The organism is Micromonospora sp. BQ32 (assembly GCF_059358895.1).
Window position 1 is genome coordinate 117,737 of record NZ_JCADBI010000013.1, and the last position, 20,253, is coordinate 137,989.

The window sequence follows — 20,253 nt, forward strand, 5'->3', positions numbered from 1 at the left end:
CACCCCCGGGCCGGGTTCGGCATGATGGGGGGATGACGACCGCACCCGGGCAGGTGTCCGTCGCCCAGCAGGGCCTGCGCCACCCGCTGGACCCGGACCCGGCCCGCGCCACGAAGGCACGGGCGGTCTTCGCGCTGGGCCTGCTCGGCATGCTGACCGGGCTGTTCATCGGTGGCGTGGTGCCGGCCACGGTGGCCCTGCAACTGGCCCGGCAGGCGCGCCGCGAGGCGTACGCCTCGGGGGGTTTCCTCACCGGCAGCGTCTGGCTGCGACGGGGGGAGCGGATGGCCTGGACCGGCCTGGTGCTGGTCGCGGTCAGTGTGGTGGCCGCGGTGGTCATCGGGGTGGTCCGGTTGGCCGGCGCCCCGTTCGGCCACGACTACCCGGCGAACATGGACTGAGCCGACGGTGGCCGCGCCCGGCGCGGGCGACGGCGCTCGCGGCGGTAGCCTGGCCGGTGTCCGCCGTCTGGCGGTGGCGGCCTTTCGACAGGAGGACCTCGTGACGGATCCGGCGCGGCCCCCTGCGGACGAACCGGCCGGCCCTCCGGACCCGCCGGCTCCTTCGTCCGAGTCGAGTGACTGGGCCCGACCCGGCCCGAGCGGCGAGCCACACCCACCGGTGTCCACCCCGGCCGCGCCGCCGCCTCCGCCGCCTCCGGGGCCGCACCCCGGCTGGGGCCCGGCCAGCTGGGGAACGACGTCGCCGCCCGGCTCCGCGCAGCCGTACCCGGTCTCCAGCGCACCGACCTCGACGCCGCAGGGCTGGGGTCCGCCCTCGTCCGGGCCCGGAACGCCGCCCGGCTGGGGTCCGCCGGCAGCTGGACCGGGTGTGCCCTACGGCTGGGGTCCGCCCTCGTCTGGGCCGGGAGCGCCGCCCGGGTGGGGTCCGCCCTCGTCCGGGCCCGGGGTGCCGCCCGGGTGGGGTCCGCCGTCGCCGGTGCACGGCCCCGGGTCAGGTGGCACGCTGGGGCGTTCGGTGCCGCCGCCCACCGACGACCAGCGCCGGCCGCCGAAGCGGGTGGAGACGGTCTCGGGTACGCCATTCGGCGTCGTGCACCTGGACGTGGCACCGGTCACCTCCGGGCTGGCCATCGGGGCGCTGGTGGCGGGCATCGCGTCGGTCCTGGTCTCGCTGTTGGTGATCTGCTTCGGGGTGGCCTTCATGAACGACGGCGGGGCCTGGGCCTCCGGGGCGTTCGCCGCGCTGGGTGTGCTGGCCGGTGGCGCGGCGGTGGTCATCGGGCTGCTCGGCCAGCGGCAGATCCGCCGGCCGGCGGCGCCCTCCGCGGTCCAGTTCACCGGCCGCGGGCTGGCGATGGCCGGGATCAGCTGCGGCGCGGTGGGGGCACTGCTCAGCCTCCTGGGCCTGGGTCTGGCCCTGCTGCTCGCCCTGACGTGAGGGTGATCACCGACAGCTCCGGCGCCCGAAGGGGGGTTAGCCGCGGAAGGCTTCCGGTCCCCCGGGGGCGATGGGTGCTGCTGCGGGGAAGCCGGTACACTTGTATTCGTAGGTGCCCATCGCGGGCGACGGGGCAGGACGAGATCCGGTCGGCGGGTGTGAGACGGTCGCCGGGCCATTCCGTTTTGACCTGGGCGGTTGTGGTAGGTACTCTTTCCCCTTGTGCCCGGGCATGCCCGGGCAACTCGTGCGTGCGCTGTTTCCGGCCTACGGGCGGCGGCACGACAAGCCAAAGATCCGGGGCGGGGCGACCCGCGCGCCGGTGAACAAACCCGGTACGCACGCGAGAGCGTCGCAACGGGGCCGTGACGAGGGCGACACGCCCGACCGCGGGTGCCGGGGTCTCCGCGAGGTGACCCTGGTCGGAATGTAGGAGAGCCGGTCATCAGGCCGGCTAACGAGCAGACGGCGCGGCCGCGAACGCGGCCGAAGGGAGCGGAGAAACCCGGTGCCCACGATCCAGCAGCTGGTCCGAAAGGGCCGCCAGGCGAAGACGACCAAGACCAAGACCCCGGCGCTGAAGGGTTCCCCTCAGCGGCGCGGCGTGTGCACCCGCGTGTACACCACCACCCCGAAGAAGCCGAACTCGGCGCTGCGCAAGGTCGCTCGCGTGAAGCTCAGCAGCCAGATCGAGGTGACCGCCTACATCCCCGGCGTCGGTCACAACCTGCAGGAGCACTCGATCGTGCTCGTCCGCGGTGGCCGGGTGAAGGACCTCCCCGGCGTGCGTTACAAGATCGTTCGCGGCTCGCTGGACACCCAGGGTGTCCGCAACCGCAAGCAGGCGCGCAGCCGTTACGGCGCGAAGAAGGAGAAGAGCTGACATGCCGCGTAAGGGACCCGCTCCGCGGCGGCCACTGGTCGCTGACCCGGTGTACAACTCGCCGCTGGTCACCCAGCTGGTGAACAAGATCCTGCTGCGCGGCAAGCGTCAGCTCGCCGAATCCATCGTGTACGCGGCCCTCGAGGGCTGCCGCGAGAAGTCCGGCACCGACCCGGTCGTCACCCTCAAGCGGGCGATGGACAACGTCAAGCCGACCCTCGAGGTGCGTAGCCGTCGTGTCGGTGGCGCCACCTACCAGGTTCCGGTCGAGGTCCGCCCGACCCGGGCGACCACCCTGGGCCTGCGCTGGCTGGTCACGTACTCCCGCGCCCGGCGCGAGAAGACCATGGTCGAGCGGCTGATGAACGAGCTGCTGGACGCGAGCAACGGCCTCGGTGCCGCCGTCAAGCGGCGCGAGGACACGCACAAGATGGCCGAGTCGAACAAGGCCTTCGCGCACTACCGCTGGTAACACCCTGGTTCCGGCGCCTCCGGGCGCCGGAACCGCCACCAGTTGAGTCGAGACGACGATAAGTAGGGATTGAAGTGGCCGCCGCAGACGCGCTCGCCAAGGTACGCAACATCGGCATCATGGCGCACATCGATGCCGGTAAGACCACGACCACCGAGCGAATCCTGTTCTACACCGGCATCACGTACAAGATCGGTGAGGTCCACGAGGGCGCTGCCGTCATGGACTGGATGGAGCAGGAGCAGGAGCGTGGTATCACCATCACCTCCGCTGCTACCAAGTGTGAGTGGAAAGACCACACGATCCAGATCATCGACACGCCTGGTCACGTCGACTTCACGGTCGAGGTCGAGCGGTCGTTGCGGGTCCTGGATGGTGCGGTCGCGGTTTACGACGGTGTCGCCGGCGTGGAACCGCAGACGGAGAACGTCTGGCGGCAGGCCGACAAGTACAACGTCCCGCGTATGTGCTTCGTCAACAAGCTCGACCGGACCGGTGCCGACTTCTTCCGCTGCGTGCAGATGATGATCGACCGGCTGAACGCCACCCCGCTGGTGCTCCAGATCCCGATCGGGCTCGAGGGTGACCACATCGGTGTCGTCGACCTGATCGGCATGCGCGCCCTCACCTGGCGCGGGGAGACCCAGAAGGGTGAGGACTACGCGGTTGAGGAGATCCCGGCCGAGCTGGCCGACTCCGCTGCCGAGTGGCGCGAGAAGCTGATGGAGACCCTCGCCGACGTCGACGACTCGGTGATGGAGAAGTACCTGGAGGGCGAAGAGGTCTCCGTCGAGGAGATCAAGGCCGCCATCCGGCGTGCCACCATCGCCGGCAAGGCCAACCCGGTGCTCTGCGGCTCGGCGTTCAAGAACAAGGGCGTCCAGCCCATGCTCGACGCCGTGGTCGACTTCCTGCCGTCGCCGCTGGACGTTCCGGCGATCGAGGGTACGGCGACCGACGGCGAGACCCCGCTGCTGCGTAAGCCGTCCAACTCGGAGCCCTTCTCCGGCCTGGCCTTCAAGATCCAGACGGACAAGCACCTGGGCAAGCTCACCTACGTGCGGGTCTACTCCGGCACGCTCGATTCCGGTTCTCAGGTGGTCAACTCCACCAAGGACCGCAAGGAGCGGATCGGCAAGATCTACCAGATGCACGCCAACAAGCGGGAAGAGCGTCCGTCGGCGCAGGCCGGCGACATCATCGCCGTGCAGGGTCTCAAGCAGACCACCACCGGCGACACTCTCTCCGACCCGGCGAACCCGGTGATCCTGGAGTCGATGACCTTCCCGGAGCCGGTCATCTCGGTGGCTATCGAGCCGAAGACCAAGTCCGACCAGGAGAAGCTGGGCACGGCCATCCAGCGCCTGGCCGAGGAGGACCCGACCTTCCGCGTCCAGTTGGACGAGGAGACCGGTCAGACGGTCATCTCCGGCATGGGCGAGCTGCACCTGGACATCCTGGTGGACCGGATGCGCCGCGAGTTCAACGTCGAGGCGAACGTCGGCAAGCCGCAGGTGGCGTACCGCGAGACCATCCGCCGCAAGGTGGACAAGGTCGAGTACACCCACAAGAAGCAGACCGGTGGTTCCGGCCAGTACGCCCGCGTGATCGTGAGCGTCGAGCCGCTTCCGCTGGACAACGACTCGCCGACCTACGAGTTCGCCAACGCCGTCAGCGGCGGCCGCATCCCCCGGGAGTTCATCCCCTCGGTGGACGCCGGTGCGCAGGACGCGCTGCAGTACGGCATCCTGGCGGGCTTCCCGCTGGTCGGCGTGAAGCTGACCCTGCTGGACGGCCAGTACCACGAGGTCGACTCGTCGGAAATGGCATTCAAGATCGCCGGCTCGATGGTGATGAAGGACGCGGCCCGCAAGGCCGACCCGGCGTTGCTCGAGCCGATGATGGCCGTTGAAGTCACCACTCCTGAGGAGAACATGGGTGACGTCATCGGTGACCTCAACTCCCGCCGCGGCATCATCCAGGCGATGGAGGAGCGCAGCGGCGCCCGCATCGTCCGGGCCCTGGTGCCGTTGTCGGAGATGTTCGGCTACGTCGGCGACCTGCGGTCGAAGACCCAGGGCCGGGCTAGCTACAGCATGCAGTTCGACTCCTACGCCGAGGTTCCGCAGAGCGTCGCGAAGGAGATCATCGCCAAGGCAACGGGCGAGTAAAGCCCTGAGCTGGTGATTCGTGGTTGGTCGCGGGAGGTTCACCCGCCCGCGGCCACCACGATCGGATCGCGTGAGACCGGGCCTGTAGGCTTCATCGCCGCAGAACCCACAAAGGCTCTCCGGCCGTCAGGCCGGAAAGGCTGTCGACAGAGTCCTAAGCGCCGACCGGCGCGCCGGGCGTACGAACCAAGAAGTCCACAGGAGGACACCAGTGGCGAAGGCTAAGTTCGAGCGGACTAAGCCGCACGTCAACATCGGCACCATTGGTCACATCGACCACGGTAAGACGACGCTGACGGCGGCCATCACCAAGGTCCTGCACGACCAGTACCCGGACCTGAACCCTTACACGCCGTTCGACGAGATCGACAAGGCGCCGGAGGAGAAGGCCCGCGGCATCACGATCTCGATCGCGCACGTCGAGTACCAGACCGAGTCGCGGCACTACGCGCACGTCGACTGCCCTGGGCACGCCGACTACATCAAGAACATGATCACCGGTGCCGCGCAGATGGACGGCGCGATCCTGGTGGTCGCGGCGACCGACGGCCCGATGCCGCAGACCCGCGAGCACGTGCTGCTGGCCCGTCAGGTCGGTGTGCCGTACATCGTCGTGGCGCTCAACAAGAGCGACATGGTCGATGACGAGGAGCTCCTGGAGCTCGTCGAGCTCGAGGTCCGTGAGCTGCTCTCCTCGCAGGAGTACCCGGGTGACGACCTGCCGGTCGTTCGGGTTTCGGCGCTGAAGGCCCTCGAGGGTGACCCCGAGTGGACCGGCAAGCTGCTGGACCTGATGACCGCGGTCGACACCTCGATCCCGCAGCCGGAGCGCGAGGTTGACAAGCCGTTCCTGATGCCGGTTGAGGACGTCTTCACGATCACCGGTCGTGGCACCGTCGTCACCGGTCGCGTGGAGCGCGGCGTTCTCCTGCCGAACGAGGATGTTGAGCTCGTCGGTATCAAGGAGAAGAGCTTCAAGACCAAGGTCACCGCGATCGAGATGTTCCGGAAGACCCTGGACGACGCCCGCGCAGGCGAGAACGTCGGCCTGCTGCTGCGTGGTACCAAGCGCGACGAGGTCGAGCGCGGCATGGTCGTCGTGAAGCCGGGCTCGAACACCCCGCACACGGAGTTCGAGGCGACGGTCTACATCCTCTCCAAGGAGGAGGGCGGCCGGCACACCCCGTTCTTCCAGAACTACCGTCCGCAGTTCTACTTCCGGACCACGGACGTCACCGGTGTCGTCACCCTCCCCGAGGGCACCGAGATGGTCATGCCGGGTGACAACACGTCCATGTCGGTGAAGCTGATCCAGCCCATCGCCATGGAGGAGAACCTCAAGTTCGCGATCCGCGAGGGTGGCCGCACCGTCGGCGCCGGGTTCGTCACCAAGATCAACAAGTGAGCTAGGTAACCCCGATTAGACCCGCCGCCGGTCGTGCGGCATACTAGTCAGGTTGCGTAACGACAGTTCGTCGCCTGTGTTCGGCTTTCGCTGAACCTCCGGGTGGCGAGGCAGTCGAGCGTAGGGTGGTTGGCGGCCCAGTCGCCAACCACCCTCGCACGGCGTTCAGGTCGCGGTAATGCGATCGGCGCCTTGACCCACCGCGCGGTCAGCACCACTCCGGAACCACGGGGCGGAGCCCGGCCCGAGGGCGCGACACGCCCGACCGCGGGGGTCGGCGAAGTGGGCCTGTGCCAGCCGGTACAGGCGCCCGCAACACAGCGGCATCGAGAGAAGGAACAGAAGCCACCATGGCGGGACAGAAGATCCGCATCCGGCTCAAGGCCTATGACCACGAGGTCGTCGACTCCTCGGCTCGGAAGATCGTCGAGACGGTGACGCGCACCGGGGCGCAGGTCGCGGGCCCGGTGCCGCTGCCCACGGAGATCAACCGTTTCTGCGTTATCCGCTCGCCGCACAAGTACAAGGACTCGCGCGAGCACTTCGAGATGCGCACGCACAAGCGGCTGATCGACATCATCGACCCGACCCCGAAGACGGTCGACTCGCTCATGCGCCTCGACCTGCCGGCTGGCGTCGACATCGAGATCAAGCTGTAGGGACCGGACAAATGGACAGGCAAGTCAAGGGGATCCTGGGCGCCAAGCTCGGCATGACCCAGGTCTGGGACAACAACCGTGTTGTTCCCGTGACCGTGGTCGAGGCCGGCCCGTGCGTCATCAGCCAGGTTCGTAGCGCCGAGAAGGACGGTTACTCAGCGGTCCAGCTGGCGTACGGCACCATCGACCCGCGCAAGGTCAAGAAGCCGATCAGCGGGCACTACGCCAAGGCGGACGTGGCGCCGCGCCGGCACATCGTCGAGCTGCGCACCACTGACGCTGGGGAGTACTCGCTCGGCCAGGAAGTCACTGTCGAGGAGTTCCCGGTCGGCGTCACCATCGACGTCACCGGCAAGACCAAGGGCAAGGGCTACGCCGGCCCGATGAAGCGGCACGGCTTCCACGGCCTGGGCGCCGGCCACGGTGTCGAGCGCAAGCACCGCTCGCCCGGTTCCATCGGCGCCTGCGCCACTCCGGGTCGTGTCTTCAAGGGCACCCGGATGGCCGGCCGCATGGGTGGCGTGCGGTATACCGTGCAGAACCTCACCGTCCAGGCGGTCGACACCGAGAACAACCTGCTGCTCGTCCGGGGTGCCATTCCTGGCCCCAAGGGCGCGCTGGTTCTGGTCCGGACCGCGGCCAAGAGCAAGGTGAAGAAGGGCGGTGCGGCCAAGTGACCACCGTTGACGTGCGCACCGTCGAAGGCACCACCAGCGGCTCGGTAGAGCTGCCGGAGGACATCTTCGACGTGCAGGCCAACGTCGCGCTGATGCACCAGGTCGTGGTGGCCCAGCTCGCGGCGGCCCGACAGGGCACGCACAAGGCCAAGACCCGCGGCGAGGTCGCCGGTGGCGGCAAGAAGCCGTACAAGCAGAAGGGCACCGGTCGCGCCCGGCAGGGCTCGATCCGCGCGCCGCAGTTCGCCGGCGGTGGCGTCGTGCACGGTCCCGTGCCGCGCGACTACAGCCAGCGGACCCCGAAGAAGATGAAGGCCGCCGCTCTGCGCGGTGCCCTCTCGGACCGGGCCCGCGCCGGGCAGGTGCACGTCGTCGAGGCGTTCGTCTCGGGCGAGAAGCCGTCCACCAAGGCGGCCCTGGCCACGCTGACCAAGCTCACCGAGGCCCGTCGGGTCCTGGTCGTGCTGAGCAGCACCGACGAACTGAACTGGGTGTCGCTGCGCAACGAGCCGCGGGTGCACCTGATCGAGTCCGGCCAGCTGAACACGTACGACGTGCTCGTGGCCGACGACGTGGTCTTCACCAAGGACGCCCTGGACGAGTTCCTGGGCGTGCCCGCCGAGACCACCGAGGAGGGTGGCAAGTGAGCACGATCGCCGACCCGCGCGACATCATCGTGGCGCCGGTCGTCTCGGAGAAGAGCTACAGCGAGCTGAACCGGAACTGGTACACCTTCCTGGTGCACCCGGACGCGAACAAGACCGAGATCAAGATCGCTATCCAGCAGATCTTCAACGTCCGCGTCCTGACGGTCAACACGCTCAACCGCCAGGGTAAGCGCAAGCGCACCAAGACCGGCTTCGGTCAGCGCAAGGCGACCAAGCGGGCGATCGTGAAGCTGGCTGACGGTGACCGCATCGAGGCCTTCGGCGGCCCGGTCAGCTGAGGGGTGTAGACAATGGCTATCCGTAAGTACAAGCCGACGACGCCGGGCCGACGTGGCTCGAGTGTCGCTGACTTCGCCGAGATCACCCGGTCCACGCCGGAAAAGTCGCTGCTGGCTCCGTTGCCGAAGAAGGGCGGGCGTAACGCCCACGGCCGGATCACCACGCGGCACCACGGTGGCGGTCACAAGCGCCAGTACCGTCTGATCGACTTCAAGCGGGTCGACAAGGACGGCGTGCCGGCGAAGGTCGCTCACATCGAGTACGACCCGAACCGCACGGCGCGTATCGCGCTGCTGCACTACGCCGACGGCGAGAAGCGGTACATCCTCGCGCCGAAGGACATGAAGCAGGGCGACCGCGTCGAGTCCGGCCCGGGCGCCGACATCAAGCCGGGTAACAACCTGCCGCTGCGCAACATCCCGGTCGGTACGACGATCCACAACGTGGAGCTGCGTCCGGGTGGCGGGGCCAAGCTGGCCCGTTCCGCCGGCGTCGGCATCCAGCTGCTCGGCCGCGAGGGCGCGTACGCGACCCTTCGTATGCCGTCCGGTGAGATCCGGCGGGTGGACGTGCGCTGCCGCGCCAGCGTCGGCGAGATCGGCAACGCCGACCAGTCGAACATCAACTGGGGTAAGGCCGGCCGGATGCGATGGAAGGGCAAGCGCCCGACCGTCCGTGGTGTCGCCATGAACCCGGTCGACCACCCGCACGGTGGTGGTGAGGGTAAGACCTCCGGTGGTCGCCACCCGGTCAACCCGCAGGGTAAGCCCGAGGGCCGCACCCGCCGTAAGGGCCAGCCGAGTGACCGGCTGATCGTCCGCCGCCGCTACGCCACGCGTAAGCGCGGCTGAGGGAGATAAGACATGCCTCGCAGCCTGAAGAAGGGCCCGTTCGTAGACGACCACCTGCTCAAGAAGGTGGAAGTTCAGAACGACAAGGGCTCCAAGAACGTGATCAAGACCTGGTCGCGGCGCTCGACGATCATCCCCGAGATGCTGGGGCACACGATCGCCGTGCATGACGGACGCAAGCACGTCCCGGTGTTCGTGACCGAGGCGATGGTCGGGCACAAGCTCGGCGAGTTCGCGCTGACCCGCACGTTCAAGGGTCACGAGAAGGACGACCGGAAGAGCCGTCGGCGCTGACGCCGCGGGCATACGGATAGAGGGAACAAGGGGTTACAGCGATGCCAGGAAAGGGCGACGCTCCGGTGCTTCCGGGCGCGCGGGCGGTTGCGCGGCACGTGCGCATCTCGCCGATGAAGGCGCGCCGGGTGGTCAACCTCGTCCGCGGCCTGCCCGCGAAGGAGGCGCTCACGGTGCTGCAGTTCGCGCCGCAGGCTGCGAGCGAGCAGGTGTACAAGGTGCTCGCTAGCGCGATCGCCAACGCGGAGAACAACGAGCGGCTGGACCCCGACGCGCTGCTCGTCAGCGAGGCCTTCGTGGACGAGGGCCCGACGATGAAGCGGTTCCAGCCGCGGGCGCAGGGTCGGGCGTACCGAATCCGCAAGCGCACCTGCCACATCACCGTGGCGGTCGAAGCGGTCGCGCCGGCAGCGCCGAGGAAGGCCGCGGCGAAGAAGGCCGCCCCGGCCACGGAGGCCGCACCGGCCGAAGCGCAGAGCAAGACGGAGGACGCCGAGTAATGGGTCAGAAGGTTCACCCCACTGGGTTCCGGCTCGGCATCTCGACCGACTGGAAGTCCCGCTGGTTCGCGGACAAGCTCTACAAGGACTACATCGGCGAGGATGTCAAGATCCGCCGCATGATGTCCAAGGGCCTCGAGCGTGCCGGGATTTCCAAGGTCGACATCGAGCGCACCCGCGACCGGGTCCGGGTCGACATCCACACCGCCCGGCCGGGCATTGTCATCGGCCGTAAGGGTGCGGAGGCCGACCGGATCCGCGGCGAGCTTGAGAAGCTCACCGGCAAGCAGGTTCAGCTGAACATCATCGAGGTGAAGAACCCCGAGTCGGACGCTCAGCTGGTCGCGCAGGGCGTGGCCGAGCAGCTGTCCAGCCGGGTCAGCTTCCGTCGGGCGATGCGCAAGGCCATGCAGTCGGCGATGAAGAACCCGGTCTGCAAGGGCATCCGGGTTCAGGTTTCGGGTCGCCTCGGCGGCGCCGAGATGAGCCGGACCGAGTTCTACCGTGAGGGCCGGGTTCCGCTGCACACGCTGCGGGCCAACATCGAGTACGGCTTCTTTGAGGCCCGTACCACGTTCGGTCGGATCGGTGTGAAGGTCTGGATCTACAAGGGCGACGCCGTCCCGGGCCGGGAGGCTCCGGCCGAGGCCGGTCCGTCCCGCCCGCGTCGTGGTGAGCGCGGCGACCGTCCCGAGCGTCCGCGCCGTGGCCGGTCGGGTTCGTCCGGCACCACGGCTGGTGGCACCGAGGCCGGTCGGGCTGCTGCGACCACCATCGCGCAGCAGGCCGAGACGCCGAGCGGCGAGCCGGTGGACAGCGCAGCTGTCGCCGCCACTGCTGCTCCGGCAGAAACGCAGCAGGAGGGCTGACAGATGCTGATGCCGCGCAAGCCCCCGAAGGGCTTCCGCAAGCCGCACCACCCGGACCGCAGTGGCGCGTCCAAGGGTGGTAACCGGGTGGTGTTCGGCGAGTTCGGGATCCAGGCTCTCGAGCCGGCGTACGTGACGAACCGACAGATCGAGTCGGCACGTATCGCGATGACTCGCCACATCAAGCGTGGTGGCAAGGTCTGGATCACGATCTTCCCGGACCAGGCCCTCACCAAGAAGCCTGCCGAGACCCGGATGGGTTCCGGTAAGGGTTCGCCCGAGTGGTGGGTCGCCAACGTCAAGCCGGGGCGGGTTCTCTTCGAGATGTCCTTCCCCAACGAGCAGACCGCGCGAGAGGCCATGCGTCGCGCGATCCACAAGCTCCCGATGAAGTGCCGCATTGTTACGCGCGAAGTGGGTGAATCCTGATGGCAGCGGGCGTTAAGGCGACCGAGCTGCGTGAGCTCTCCGAAGAGGAGCTGGTCACGAAGCTGCGGGAGGCCAAGGCGGAGCTGTTCAACCTCCGCGTGCAGGCCGCAACCGGGCAGCTGGACAACAACCGGCGGTTGCAGGTCATCCGTCGGGAGATCGCCCGGATCTACACGATCATGCGTGAGCGCGAGCTGGGGCTCTCGGCCGCGCCGACTGAGGTGACTGCATCATGACCGAAGAGACCGCCACCGCCGCCGCGCGGTCGCGCCGCAAGGTCCGCGAGGGCCTGGTGATCAGCGACAAGATGGACAAGACCGTCGTGGTCGAGGTCGAGGACCGGGTTCGGCACGCGCTGTACGGCAAGATCATGCGCCGTACGAGCAAGCTGAAGGTGCACGACGAGCAGAACGCCGCTGGCACCGGTGACCGGGTTCTCATCATGGAGACCCGGCCGCTGAGCGCCACCAAGCGTTGGCGGATCGTGGAGATCCTGGAAAAGGCCAAGTAGCGAAGGCTCGAGCCCGGCGTTGCGTCGGGCGTAGGTTCCGCCAGGCTCCGGCCGCTACGGCGGCCGGAGAACCGGCAGACATAGGAGATAGACGTGATTCAGCAGGAGTCGCGACTGCGTGTCGCCGACAACACGGGTGCTCGGGAGATCCTGTGCATCCGGGTTCTCGGTGGCTCGGGTCGGCGCTACGCGAGCATCGGCGACGTCATCGTGGCCACGGTCAAGGACGCGATCCCGGGTGCCGGTGTGAAGAAGGGCGATGTCGTCAAGGCGGTCATCGTTCGCACCGCCAAGGAGAAGCGTCGGCCGGACGGCTCGTACATCCGCTTCGACGAGAACGCCGCCGTCATCATCAAGGACGGCGGGGATCCGCGTGGAACTCGCATCTTCGGCCCGGTGGGCCGGGAGCTGCGGGACAAGCGGTTCATGAAGATTATTTCCCTCGCGCCGGAGGTGTTGTGACCGTGAAGGTCAAGAAGGGCGACACGGTCGTCATCATCGCCGGCAAGGACAAGGGTGCCAAGGGCAAGGTCATTGCGGCCTACCCGCGGCAGGACAAGGTCCTGGTCGAGGGCGTGAACCGGGTCAAGAAGCACACCCGCATCAGCACCACCCAGCGTGGCGCCAAGACCGGCGGCATCGTCACTCAGGAGGCCCCGATCCACGTCTCGAACGTGCAGGTCCTGGACTCCGACGGCAAGCCGACCCGCGTCGGTTACCGGATCGACGACAACGGCCAGAAGGTCCGCATCGCGCGTAGCACCGGTAAGGACCTGTGATGACCACGGCTACCGAAAAGACCCTGCCGCGACTCAAGGAGCGGTACCGCAACGAGATCGTGGCCCAGCTGCGTGAGCAGCACAGCTACGGCAACCCCATGCAGGTGCCGCGGCTGGTCAAGATCGTCGTCAACATGGGTGTCGGCGAGGCTGCTCGCGACGCCAAGCTGATCGACGGTGCGGTCCGCGACCTCGCCACGATCACCGGCCAGAAGCCGCAGGTGCGGCGGGCGACCAAGTCCATCGCGCAGTTCAAGCTCCGCGAGGGCATGCCGATCGGCGCGAAGGTCACCCTTCGCGGCGACCGGATGTGGGAGTTCCTGGACCGGCTGCTCTCCATCTCGCTGCCGCGTATCCGCGACTTCCGCGGCCTGGACGGGCGCAAGCTGGACGGGCACGGCAACTACACGTTCGGTCTGACCGAGCAGTCGGTGTTCCACGAGATCGACCAGGACCGGATCGATCGCCAGCGGGGCATGGACATCACGGTGGTCACGACCGCCACGACCGACGACGAGGGCCGGGCGCTGCTCAAGCTCCTGGGCTTCCCGTTCAAGGAGAACTGAGATGGCCAAGAAGGCGCTGATCATCAAGGCGGCCGCGAAGCCGAAGTTCTCGGTTCGCGCGTACACCCGCTGCCAGCGGTGCGGGCGTCCGAAGGCGGTCTACCGCAAGTTCGGGCTCTGCCGGGTCTGCATCCGGGAGATGGCTCACCGCGGTGAGCTGCCGGGCGTGTCCAAGGCTTCCTGGTAAGGGCGACCGCGTCCCGGCCGTCGGCCGGGAACTCCTGCACCGATTAGGTATTGCTCTTCGCCGTAGGCCCGGGGCTGATGCCCCGGGAACCCCGGCGAGAAAGGCTGACGAAATCCATGACGATGACCGACCCGATCGCAGACATGCTCACGCGTCTGCGTAACGCCAACCAGGCGTACCACGATCAGGTGAAGATGCCCTACTCCAAGATCAAGGCGAACATCGCCGAGGTCCTGAAGGCCGAGGGTTACATCGCCACCTGGTCGGTCGAGGAGCCCGAGGAGGGCGCCGTCGGCAAGCGACTGGTCGTCGAGCTGAAGTACGGCCAGAACCGCGAGCGGAGCCTGGCCGGCATCAAGCGCGTGTCCAAGCCCGGTCTCCGGGTGTACGCCAAGTCGGACGGGCTCCCACGGGTGCTCGGTGGGCTGGGCGTGGCGATCATTTCGACGTCCCAGGGGCTGCTGACCGACCGGCAGGCCCGCAAGCGGAGTGTTGGCGGGGAAGTCCTCGCCTTCGTCTGGTAACGGGAGACAGGTAGAAATGTCGCGAATTGGACGTAAGTCGATCCCGGTACCAGCCGGCGTCGACATCACGATCGACGGGCAGACCGTCAAGGTCAAAGGCCCCAAGGGCCAGCTCCAGCACACCCTCGCCGAGCCGATCACGATCGAGCGGGCCGAGGATGGGCAGCTGAGCGTCAACCGGCCGAACGACGAGCGCAAGGCCAAGGAACTCCACGGCCTGAGCCGTACGCTGGTTGCCAACATGATCGTCGGGGTCACCGAGGGCTACCGCAAGAGCCTGGAGATCGCCGGCACCGGTTACCGGGTCACCGCCAAGGGTTCGGACCTCGAGTTCGCGCTCGGGTTCTCGCACCCGGTGGTCGTCCCCGCCCCGGCGGGCATCACCTTCACGGTGGAGCGGCCGACTCTGTTCCACGTGGCTGGCATCGACAAGCAGCAGGTCGGTGAGGTCGCCGCCAACATCCGGAAGATCCGCCCGCCGGAGCCCTACAAGGGCAAGGGCGTCAAGTACCAGGGCGAGGTCATCCGCCGCAAGGCTGGAAAGGCAGGTAAGAAGTGAGCGCCACGCTGCTCAAGCGCCGCCGCGGTGTCGCCGCCAAGCGCGCCGTTGGGCGTGCGCGTCGACACTTCCGCGTCCGCAAGAACGTCAGCGGTACGGCCGAGCGTCCGCGCCTGGTCGTCACCCGCTCGCTGCGGCACATGGTCGCCCAGGTCGTCGACGACACCAAGGGTCACACCCTGGCGTCGGCGTCGACCCTGGACGCCTCGCTGCGCGGTGCGGAGGGCGACAAGAGCGCCCTGGCCGGCAAGGTGGGCGCGCTGCTCGCCGAGCGGGCCAAGGCCGCCGGCGTCTCCAAGGTCGTCTTCGACCGCGGCGGCAACCGGTACGCGGGGCGAGTCGCCGCGCTTGCCGACGCCGCCCGCGAAGCCGGGCTCGAGTTCTAACAACCCCGTCACGAGAGAGAAGGAAGGCTGCTGATGCCAGGTCAACAGCGCCGTGGCGGCGGGTCCGGTGGCAACGAGGGTGGTCGCCGCGACAACCGCCGTGAGGGCGGCCGCGGAAACGCGCCCGTCGAGAAGACCCCGCACCTTGAGCGGGTCGTCGCGATCAACCGCGTCGCCAAGGTCGTGAAGGGTGGTCGTCGCTTCAGCTTCACCGCCCTGGTGATCGTGGGCGACGGCGACGGCACGGTCGGCGTGGGCTACGGAAAGGCCAAGGAGGTGCCCGCGGCCATCGCCAAGGGTGTCGAGGAGGCCAAGAAGCACTTCTTCAAGGTCCCGCGGATCGGTCAGTCGATCCCGCACCCGGTGACGGGTGAGGACGCCGCTGGTGTGGTGCTGCTCAAGCCGGCCTCGGCCGGTACGGGTGTCATCGCCGGTGGACCGGTGCGTGCCGTGCTGGAGTGCGCTGGGATCCACGACGTGCTCTCCAAGAGCCTCGGTTCGTCGAACCCGATCAACATCGTGCACGCCACCGTGGCGGCCCTGAAGGGGCTTGAGTCCCCCGAGCAGGTCGCGGCGCGTCGTGGTCTGCCGGTGGAGGACGTCGCGCCGGCCGCCATGCTGGCGTCGCGTGCGGGGGTGGCGCACTGATGGCACGCCTGAAGGTCACCCAGCTCCGGTCCGGTATCGGGACCAAGCACAACCAGCGTGAGTCGCTGCGTTCGCTCGGTCTCAAGCGGATCAACGACGTGGTGGTCAAGGAGGACCGGCCCGAGATCCGCGGCATGATCTTCACTGTGAGCCACCTCGTGAAGGTCGAGGAGGTCGAGTAATGACGATCAAGGTGCATCACCTGCGCCCGGCGCCCGGTTCCAAGACCGCGAAGACCCGTGTGGGTCGCGGTGAGGGTTCCAAGGGCAAGACCGCTGGTCGCGGTACCAAGGGTTCCAAGGCCCGCAAGAACATCTCGGCGGCGTTCGAGGGTGGGCAGATGCCCATCCACATGCGCCTGCCGAAGATGAAGGGCTTCAAGAACAAGTTCAAGGTGGTCTTCCAGGTGGTCAACCTGGACCGACTCGCTGAGCTGTTCCCGAATGGTGGTCAGGTCGGCCCGCTGGAGCTGGTTGAGTCCGGCGCGGTCCGCAAGGGTCACCCGGTCAAGGTCCTCGGCACCGGGGATCTCGGCGGTGTGGCGCTCCAGGTGTCTGCGCACGCGTTCAGTGCGTCGGCCAAGGAGAAGATCGCTGCCGCCGGTGGCTCCGTCACCGAGCTGTAAGGCGTACGACCATGGCGCCCGTCCAGTTGAGAGCAACTGGCGGGCGCCATGGTCTGCCTGGGGCTTGAGCGCCCGGTAACATCGGAATCGATTTATGTAGTCGGGCGCATCTGCCCGGACCGGGGTGAGGCTGTTAGAGTCCCATCCCAGCCATGGATTGCGGGCACTCGCCCGTGATCCACCCCGACCCGCCAGGGATCACCGGCGGCCCGCCTCGCGCAGGAGGAAGAAGTTGCTGTCCGCCTTTCTCAGTGCGTTCCGTACGCCTGACCTGCGCAAGAAGCTGCTGTTCACAGTAGGCATCATCGCGGTCTACCGGCTGGGTGCAACGCTCCCCAGCCCGGGCGTCTCGTACGGCAACGTGCAGAAGTGCCTCGACACCATCCAGGGTGACACCACCGGGGTGGTGAACCTGCTCAACCTCTTCTCCGGCGGAGCGCTGCTACAGCTCTCGGTCTTCGCGCTGGGCATCATGCCCTACATCACCGCGTCGATCATCCTGCAGCTGCTGACCGTCGTGATCCCCCGCCTGGAGCAGCTCCGCAAGGAGGGCCAGGCCGGTCAGGCGAAGATCACCCAGTACACCCGCTACCTGACCCTCGGTCTCGGTGTGCTGCAGGCCTCGGCGTTCGTGGCTCTGGCCCGCTCGGGCCAGCTGTTCCAGAACAAGTGCGACCAGTTCCCGATCATCCCCACCGGCACCGGCATCCCGGACTGGTTGACCCTGACCATCCTGGTGATGACGATGACCGCCGGCACCGGCATGGTCATGTGGCTCGGTGAGCTGATCACCGACCGCGGCGTTGGCAACGGCATGTCCGTCCTGATCTTCACCTCGATCGCGGCGCGGCTGCCCAGCGAGGGCTGGCAGATCAAGACCAGCAAGGGCTGGGACATGTTCGCCCTGGTCATCGCGCTGGTCCTGGTGGTCATCACTGCGGTCACCTTCATCGAGCAGGCGCAGCGCCGGATCCCGGTGCAGTACGCCAAGCGGATGATCGGCCGGCGGATGTACGGCGGCACCTCGACCTACATCCCGCTCAAGGTCAACCAGGCGGGTGTGATCCCGGTCATCTTCGGCTCGTCGCTGCTCTACCTGCCGCAGCTGGCGCTGCAGTTCTTCGACCAGACCGACCCGGGCAAGACCCAGTCGTGGATCCAGAACAACCTGGTCAACCCGAGCAGCCCGATCTACATCGCGGTCTACTTCCTGCTGATCATCTTCTTCACGTACTTCTACGTCTCGATCACGTTCAACCCGACCGAGGTCGCGGACAACATGAAGAAGTACGGCGGGTTCGTGCCGGGTATCCGCCCGGGCAAGCCGACCGCCGACTACCTCGACTTCATCCTCAGCCGGATCACCCTGCCGGGCGCGCTCTACCTCGGCGTCATCTCGATCCTGCCGAACTTCTTCTTCATCTGGCTGGACAACCAGCAGTACCAGAACTTCCCGTTCGGCGGCACCGCTGTGCTCATCATGGTCGGCGTCGGTCTGGAGACCGTGAAGCAGATCGAGAGCCAACTCATGCAGCGGAACTACGAAGGGTTCCTGCGGTAGATGAGACTCGTTCTGGTTGGCCCGCCGGGCGCGGGCAAGGGCACACAGGCCGAGTTCATCGCCGCGCACCTCTCGGTGCCGAAGATTTCGACCGGAGACATCTTCCGGTCGAACGTCACCCAGGGCACCCCGCTCGGTGTCGAGGCGAAGCGGTACATGGACGCGGGCGAGCTGGTCCCGGACGAGGTCACCATCAACATGGTCCGGGACCGGCTGGCCGAGCCCGACGCCAGCGAGGGTTTCCTGCTCGACGGCTTCCCGCGGACGACTCCGCAGGCGGCCGCTCTGGACAAGCTCCTCGCCGATCTGGGTACCGCCCTGGATCTGGTCCTGGAGCTGGTCGTCGACGACGACGAGGTGATCCGGCGGCTCTCCGGTCGGCGTACCTGCCGGGGCTGCGGCAAGATCTGGCACGTCGAGTTCGACGCCACCACCCGGCCCGGCATCTGTGACCGGTGCGGCGCCGAGCTGTTCCAGCGCGACGACGACAAGCCGGAGACGATCGCCACCCGGCTTCGTGAGTACAGCGAGAAGACCGCACCCCTGGTCGACTACTACGGCGCTCAGGGCAAGCTGGTCGGGATCGACGCCACCGGCCCGGTGGAGGACGTCACCACCCGGGCCATCGACGCGTTGCGGTCGTACGGCGGCTGAGGTCCGGCCGGGCCACGGCGGATAGAGTGCGAACAGCGGGGTACGCGTTATGTGCCCCGCTGTTCGGCAACGAAAGGTAACCGCTCCATGCGTCGTCCCCAGCTGGACATCCAGCTGAAGACCCCTGACCAGATCGAGAAGATGCGGGCCGCCGGGCTGGTGGTGGCCGAGGCGCTGCGCCGGATGCGGGAAGCTGTTGCCCCCGGCGTGAGCACCGCCGATCTGGACGCCATCGCGGAGGCGACCATCCGCGAAGCGGGGGGCGTTCCGTCGTTCAAGGGCTACCACGGTTTTCCGGCCTCGATCTGCTCCTCGGTCAACGAGCAGATCGTGCACGCCATCCCGTCGCCGAAGCAGGTGCTCCAGGCGGGTGACCTGATCTCGATCGACTGCGGGGCGGTGCTGGACGGTTGGCACGGCGACTCCGCGATCACGGTCGGGGTCGGCGACGTCGACCCGGCGCTGCTGAAGATGGCCGAGGTCGCCGAGGACGCGATGTGGGCCGGCATCGCCGCCGCCGCCCGTGGCGCGGCCAGCGGCAAGGGCCGCCTCACCGACATCTCGCACGCGGTGGAGACCGCTGTCCGCAAGGGCGGCCGGTACGGCATCGTCGACGGCTACGGCGGGCACGGCATCGGCACCGAGATGCACCAGGACCCGCACGTGCTCAACCACGGTCGGCCGGGCAAGGGCCCGCGGCTGGTCCCCGGAATGGCGCTGGCCATCGAACCGATGATCACCATGGCGTCCCCGCGTACGGCGGAGTTGGCCGACGGGTGGACGGTCGTCACCCGGGACGGCTCGGTGGCCGCGCACGTCGAGCACTCGATGGCGCTGTTGCCGGACGGCGTCTGGGTGCTCACCGCGTTCGACGGAGGCCGGGCCCGCCTGGGCGACCTGGTGACCGCCCGCCAACCCGCAGCCACCAAAACCCCCTGACCCCCACCCCCACCCCCGGCCCGCACCCCACCGGTTGATCATGAAGTTATTGCCCTGACACGCCGGTGCGGCCGACGATAACTTCATGATCGACCGAGGTCGGGGGTCGGTCGGACTGGCGCGACGGTGGCATGCTTGCCGGCATGGACGGGCGCGACGGGATGCGAGCCGCGGACTCGGACCGTGCGGCGGTGGCCGACCGGTTGCGGGTCGCCCTCGACGAGGGCCGACTCGATCTGCACGAGTACGACGAGCGGTTGCAGCGGGCCTACGCGGCACGCACGTACGCCGACCTTGAGGCCCTGCTCACCGACCTGCCGCCGGTGACGCCGGCGCAGCGGTCGGGCCTGGCGCCGGCCGCCGGGCCGACGGTGAGCCTGCTCGGTAAGGCCCCTACCAGGGGCGTCACGGCCCGCTGGTTGGCCGAGGTGTGGTTCCCGTACCTGTGGGTGATCGCCATCGTGGTGACCATCTGGGCGGTGACGTCGCTGCTCAGCCAGGATCTGCTCTACTTCTGGCCGGCCTGGGTGGCGGGGCCGTGGGGCGCGGTGTTGATGGTCCGCACGGTCACCGGGCTGGCCGGGGGAGAGCCCCAGCGTCAGGCCGTCAAGCGCCAACGCCGCCGAGAGCGCAAGCAGGCCAAGCGCGCTGCCGAATCAGGCAACCCCCCACCAACCCCCTAACCCCACCCCACCCACCCGCCCGGCCCCACACCCGGCCCCACCCCCCGGCCCACCCCGCAGTCGATCATGAAGT

General features: G+C 68.0%; 31 protein-coding genes. All 31 read left to right on the plus strand.

Annotated features, from left to right (window positions below; translation table 11 throughout):
* Positions 1-32: 32 nt before the first annotated feature.
* Positions 33-401, plus strand: a complete 369-nt coding sequence (locus tag AC5L30_RS23310) for a hypothetical protein (RefSeq protein ID WP_363611583.1) — start codon at positions 33-35, stop codon at positions 399-401.
* A 619-nt stretch (positions 402-1,020) separates the two neighbouring features.
* Positions 1,021-1,401, plus strand: a complete 381-nt coding sequence (locus tag AC5L30_RS23315) for a hypothetical protein (protein WP_494869869.1) — start codon at positions 1,021-1,023, stop codon at positions 1,399-1,401.
* Between the two features lie 508 nt (positions 1,402-1,909).
* A complete protein-coding gene (gene rpsL / locus AC5L30_RS23320) occupies positions 1,910-2,284 on the plus strand; it encodes a 30S ribosomal protein S12 (RefSeq protein WP_007465318.1) in 375 nt (124 codons plus the stop codon).
* A 1-nt stretch (position 2,285) separates the two neighbouring features.
* Positions 2,286-2,756 (plus strand): 30S ribosomal protein S7, encoded by a 471-nt coding sequence (rpsG, locus tag AC5L30_RS23325; RefSeq protein ID WP_007465317.1) that lies wholly within the window; start codon positions 2,286-2,288, stop codon positions 2,754-2,756.
* Positions 2,757-2,830: 74 nt separating this feature from the next.
* The gene (gene fusA, locus AC5L30_RS23330) at positions 2,831-4,927 is read left to right on the plus strand and encodes an elongation factor G (RefSeq protein ID WP_494869809.1); all 2,097 of its coding nucleotides are present in this window, start codon (positions 2,831-2,833) and stop codon (positions 4,925-4,927) included.
* Between the two features lie 211 nt (positions 4,928-5,138).
* Positions 5,139-6,332, plus strand: coding sequence for an elongation factor Tu (gene tuf, locus AC5L30_RS23335; protein ID WP_030489585.1), 1,194 nt, complete (start codon positions 5,139-5,141; stop codon positions 6,330-6,332).
* Between the two features lie 350 nt (positions 6,333-6,682).
* Positions 6,683-6,991, plus strand: a complete 309-nt coding sequence (gene rpsJ, locus AC5L30_RS23340) for a 30S ribosomal protein S10 (protein WP_007073037.1) — start codon at positions 6,683-6,685, stop codon at positions 6,989-6,991.
* A gap of 11 nt (positions 6,992-7,002) precedes the next feature.
* Positions 7,003-7,668, plus strand: coding sequence for a 50S ribosomal protein L3 (gene rplC, locus AC5L30_RS23345; protein ID WP_203148339.1), 666 nt, complete (start codon positions 7,003-7,005; stop codon positions 7,666-7,668).
* Complete coding sequence (gene rplD, locus AC5L30_RS23350) at positions 7,665-8,315, plus strand: 50S ribosomal protein L4 (RefSeq protein ID WP_030489587.1); 651 nt, start codon at positions 7,665-7,667, stop codon at positions 8,313-8,315. The genes rplC and rplD overlap by 4 nt, the downstream gene beginning before the upstream one ends.
* On the plus strand, positions 8,312-8,614 hold the full coding sequence (rplW, locus tag AC5L30_RS23355; RefSeq protein ID WP_007465304.1) for a 50S ribosomal protein L23: 303 nt from the start codon (positions 8,312-8,314) through the stop codon (positions 8,612-8,614). Before rplD ends, rplW begins: the two co-directional genes overlap by 4 nt.
* 12 nt (positions 8,615-8,626) lie before the next feature.
* The gene (gene rplB / locus AC5L30_RS23360) at positions 8,627-9,466 is read left to right on the plus strand and encodes a 50S ribosomal protein L2 (protein WP_053653944.1); all 840 of its coding nucleotides are present in this window, start codon (positions 8,627-8,629) and stop codon (positions 9,464-9,466) included.
* Between the two features lie 12 nt (positions 9,467-9,478).
* Complete coding sequence (gene rpsS / locus AC5L30_RS23365; RefSeq protein WP_007465299.1) at positions 9,479-9,760, plus strand: 30S ribosomal protein S19; 282 nt, start codon at positions 9,479-9,481, stop codon at positions 9,758-9,760.
* Positions 9,761-9,801: 41 nt separating this feature from the next.
* Entirely contained in the window at positions 9,802-10,260 is a 459-nt protein-coding gene (gene rplV / locus AC5L30_RS23370; RefSeq protein ID WP_007465297.1) for a 50S ribosomal protein L22, read from the plus strand.
* Positions 10,260-11,129: a 30S ribosomal protein S3 gene (rpsC, locus tag AC5L30_RS23375; RefSeq protein WP_091402401.1), complete on the plus strand. Its 870-nt coding sequence runs from the start codon at positions 10,260-10,262 to the stop codon at positions 11,127-11,129. The genes rplV and rpsC overlap by 1 nt, the downstream gene beginning before the upstream one ends.
* A gap of 3 nt (positions 11,130-11,132) precedes the next feature.
* Positions 11,133-11,558 carry a 50S ribosomal protein L16 gene (rplP, locus tag AC5L30_RS23380; protein ID WP_053653940.1) on the plus strand — a complete coding sequence of 142 codons (426 nt, stop codon included), beginning with the start codon at positions 11,133-11,135 and terminating at the stop codon, positions 11,556-11,558.
* The gene (rpmC, locus tag AC5L30_RS23385; protein WP_007465283.1) at positions 11,558-11,794 is read left to right on the plus strand and encodes a 50S ribosomal protein L29; all 237 of its coding nucleotides are present in this window, start codon (positions 11,558-11,560) and stop codon (positions 11,792-11,794) included. Before rplP ends, rpmC begins: the two co-directional genes overlap by 1 nt.
* Entirely contained in the window at positions 11,791-12,069 is a 279-nt protein-coding gene (gene rpsQ / locus AC5L30_RS23390; RefSeq protein ID WP_494869810.1) for a 30S ribosomal protein S17, read from the plus strand. The genes rpmC and rpsQ overlap by 4 nt, the downstream gene beginning before the upstream one ends.
* A 93-nt stretch (positions 12,070-12,162) precedes the next feature.
* Positions 12,163-12,531: a 50S ribosomal protein L14 gene (gene rplN / locus AC5L30_RS23395; RefSeq protein WP_015619002.1), complete on the plus strand. Its 369-nt coding sequence runs from the start codon at positions 12,163-12,165 to the stop codon at positions 12,529-12,531.
* Positions 12,528-12,848, plus strand: a complete 321-nt coding sequence (gene rplX, locus AC5L30_RS23400) for a 50S ribosomal protein L24 (protein ID WP_179781030.1) — start codon at positions 12,528-12,530, stop codon at positions 12,846-12,848. Before rplN ends, rplX begins: the two co-directional genes overlap by 4 nt.
* A complete protein-coding gene (rplE, locus tag AC5L30_RS23405; protein ID WP_354944330.1) occupies positions 12,848-13,414 on the plus strand; it encodes a 50S ribosomal protein L5 in 567 nt (188 codons plus the stop codon). Before rplX ends, rplE begins: the two co-directional genes overlap by 1 nt.
* A 1-nt stretch (position 13,415) precedes the next feature.
* A complete protein-coding gene (locus AC5L30_RS23410; protein WP_007465272.1) occupies positions 13,416-13,601 on the plus strand; it encodes a type Z 30S ribosomal protein S14 in 186 nt (61 codons plus the stop codon).
* Positions 13,602-13,717: 116 nt separating this feature from the next.
* Positions 13,718-14,125: a 30S ribosomal protein S8 gene (gene rpsH / locus AC5L30_RS23415; RefSeq protein WP_007465270.1), complete on the plus strand. Its 408-nt coding sequence runs from the start codon at positions 13,718-13,720 to the stop codon at positions 14,123-14,125.
* A gap of 16 nt (positions 14,126-14,141) precedes the next feature.
* Positions 14,142-14,684, plus strand: a complete 543-nt coding sequence (gene rplF / locus AC5L30_RS23420) for a 50S ribosomal protein L6 (RefSeq protein WP_124860508.1) — start codon at positions 14,142-14,144, stop codon at positions 14,682-14,684.
* Positions 14,681-15,070 (plus strand): 50S ribosomal protein L18, encoded by a 390-nt coding sequence (rplR, locus tag AC5L30_RS23425; protein WP_091402381.1) that lies wholly within the window; start codon positions 14,681-14,683, stop codon positions 15,068-15,070. The genes rplF and rplR overlap by 4 nt, the downstream gene beginning before the upstream one ends.
* Before the next feature lie 33 nt (positions 15,071-15,103).
* A complete protein-coding gene (rpsE, locus tag AC5L30_RS23430; RefSeq protein ID WP_074314587.1) occupies positions 15,104-15,718 on the plus strand; it encodes a 30S ribosomal protein S5 in 615 nt (204 codons plus the stop codon).
* Complete coding sequence (gene rpmD, locus AC5L30_RS23435; RefSeq protein ID WP_007465262.1) at positions 15,718-15,900, plus strand: 50S ribosomal protein L30; 183 nt, start codon at positions 15,718-15,720, stop codon at positions 15,898-15,900. Before rpsE ends, rpmD begins: the two co-directional genes overlap by 1 nt.
* On the plus strand, positions 15,900-16,343 hold the full coding sequence (gene rplO, locus AC5L30_RS23440; RefSeq protein WP_030329906.1) for a 50S ribosomal protein L15: 444 nt from the start codon (positions 15,900-15,902) through the stop codon (positions 16,341-16,343). The genes rpmD and rplO overlap by 1 nt, the downstream gene beginning before the upstream one ends.
* A 232-nt stretch (positions 16,344-16,575) precedes the next feature.
* Entirely contained in the window at positions 16,576-17,904 is a 1,329-nt protein-coding gene (secY, locus tag AC5L30_RS23445) for a preprotein translocase subunit SecY (protein ID WP_112676865.1), read from the plus strand.
* Entirely contained in the window at positions 17,905-18,558 is a 654-nt protein-coding gene (locus AC5L30_RS23450) for an adenylate kinase (protein ID WP_088950228.1), read from the plus strand.
* An 87-nt stretch (positions 18,559-18,645) separates the two neighbouring features.
* On the plus strand, positions 18,646-19,497 hold the full coding sequence (gene map, locus AC5L30_RS23455) for a type I methionyl aminopeptidase (RefSeq protein WP_091402377.1): 852 nt from the start codon (positions 18,646-18,648) through the stop codon (positions 19,495-19,497).
* Between the two features lie 143 nt (positions 19,498-19,640).
* On the plus strand, positions 19,641-20,180 hold the full coding sequence (locus AC5L30_RS23460) for a DUF1707 SHOCT-like domain-containing protein (RefSeq protein ID WP_494869811.1): 540 nt from the start codon (positions 19,641-19,643) through the stop codon (positions 20,178-20,180).
* The last annotated feature ends 73 nt before the right edge of the window (positions 20,181-20,253 follow it).

Excerpts from the sequence above, each read along its gene's own strand:
- rpsJ (WP_007073037.1), top strand. The coding sequence starts at position 6,683 with ATGGCGGGACAGAAGATCCGCATCCGGCTCAAGGCCTATGACCACGAG.
- rpsG (WP_007465317.1), top strand. The coding sequence starts at position 2,286 with ATGCCGCGTAAGGGACCCGCTCCGCGGCGGCCACTGGTCGCTGACCCG.
- rplO (WP_030329906.1), top strand. The coding sequence starts at position 15,900 with ATGACGATCAAGGTGCATCACCTGCGCCCGGCGCCCGGTTCCAAGACC.
- rpsH (WP_007465270.1), top strand. The coding sequence starts at position 13,718 with ATGACGATGACCGACCCGATCGCAGACATGCTCACGCGTCTGCGTAAC.
- map (WP_091402377.1), top strand. The coding sequence starts at position 18,646 with ATGCGTCGTCCCCAGCTGGACATCCAGCTGAAGACCCCTGACCAGATC.
- rplF (WP_124860508.1), top strand. The coding sequence starts at position 14,142 with ATGTCGCGAATTGGACGTAAGTCGATCCCGGTACCAGCCGGCGTCGAC.
- rpsS (WP_007465299.1), top strand. The coding sequence starts at position 9,479 with ATGCCTCGCAGCCTGAAGAAGGGCCCGTTCGTAGACGACCACCTGCTC.
- rpmD (WP_007465262.1), top strand. The coding sequence starts at position 15,718 with ATGGCACGCCTGAAGGTCACCCAGCTCCGGTCCGGTATCGGGACCAAG.
- AC5L30_RS23450 (WP_088950228.1), top strand. The coding sequence starts at position 17,905 with ATGAGACTCGTTCTGGTTGGCCCGCCGGGCGCGGGCAAGGGCACACAG.
- rpsC (WP_091402401.1), top strand. The coding sequence starts at position 10,260 with ATGGGTCAGAAGGTTCACCCCACTGGGTTCCGGCTCGGCATCTCGACC.
- rplE (WP_354944330.1), top strand. The coding sequence starts at position 12,848 with ATGACCACGGCTACCGAAAAGACCCTGCCGCGACTCAAGGAGCGGTAC.
- AC5L30_RS23410 (WP_007465272.1), top strand. The coding sequence starts at position 13,416 with ATGGCCAAGAAGGCGCTGATCATCAAGGCGGCCGCGAAGCCGAAGTTC.
- rpsE (WP_074314587.1), top strand. The coding sequence starts at position 15,104 with ATGCCAGGTCAACAGCGCCGTGGCGGCGGGTCCGGTGGCAACGAGGGT.
- AC5L30_RS23460 (WP_494869811.1), top strand. The coding sequence starts at position 19,641 with ATGGACGGGCGCGACGGGATGCGAGCCGCGGACTCGGACCGTGCGGCG.
- rplV (WP_007465297.1), top strand. The coding sequence starts at position 9,802 with ATGCCAGGAAAGGGCGACGCTCCGGTGCTTCCGGGCGCGCGGGCGGTT.
- rplB (WP_053653944.1), top strand. The coding sequence starts at position 8,627 with ATGGCTATCCGTAAGTACAAGCCGACGACGCCGGGCCGACGTGGCTCG.
- rpmC (WP_007465283.1), top strand. The coding sequence starts at position 11,558 with ATGGCAGCGGGCGTTAAGGCGACCGAGCTGCGTGAGCTCTCCGAAGAG.
- rplC (WP_203148339.1), top strand. The coding sequence starts at position 7,003 with ATGGACAGGCAAGTCAAGGGGATCCTGGGCGCCAAGCTCGGCATGACC.
- rpsQ (WP_494869810.1), top strand. The coding sequence starts at position 11,791 with ATGACCGAAGAGACCGCCACCGCCGCCGCGCGGTCGCGCCGCAAGGTC.
- rplP (WP_053653940.1), top strand. The coding sequence starts at position 11,133 with ATGCTGATGCCGCGCAAGCCCCCGAAGGGCTTCCGCAAGCCGCACCAC.
- AC5L30_RS23310 (WP_363611583.1), top strand. The coding sequence starts at position 33 with ATGACGACCGCACCCGGGCAGGTGTCCGTCGCCCAGCAGGGCCTGCGC.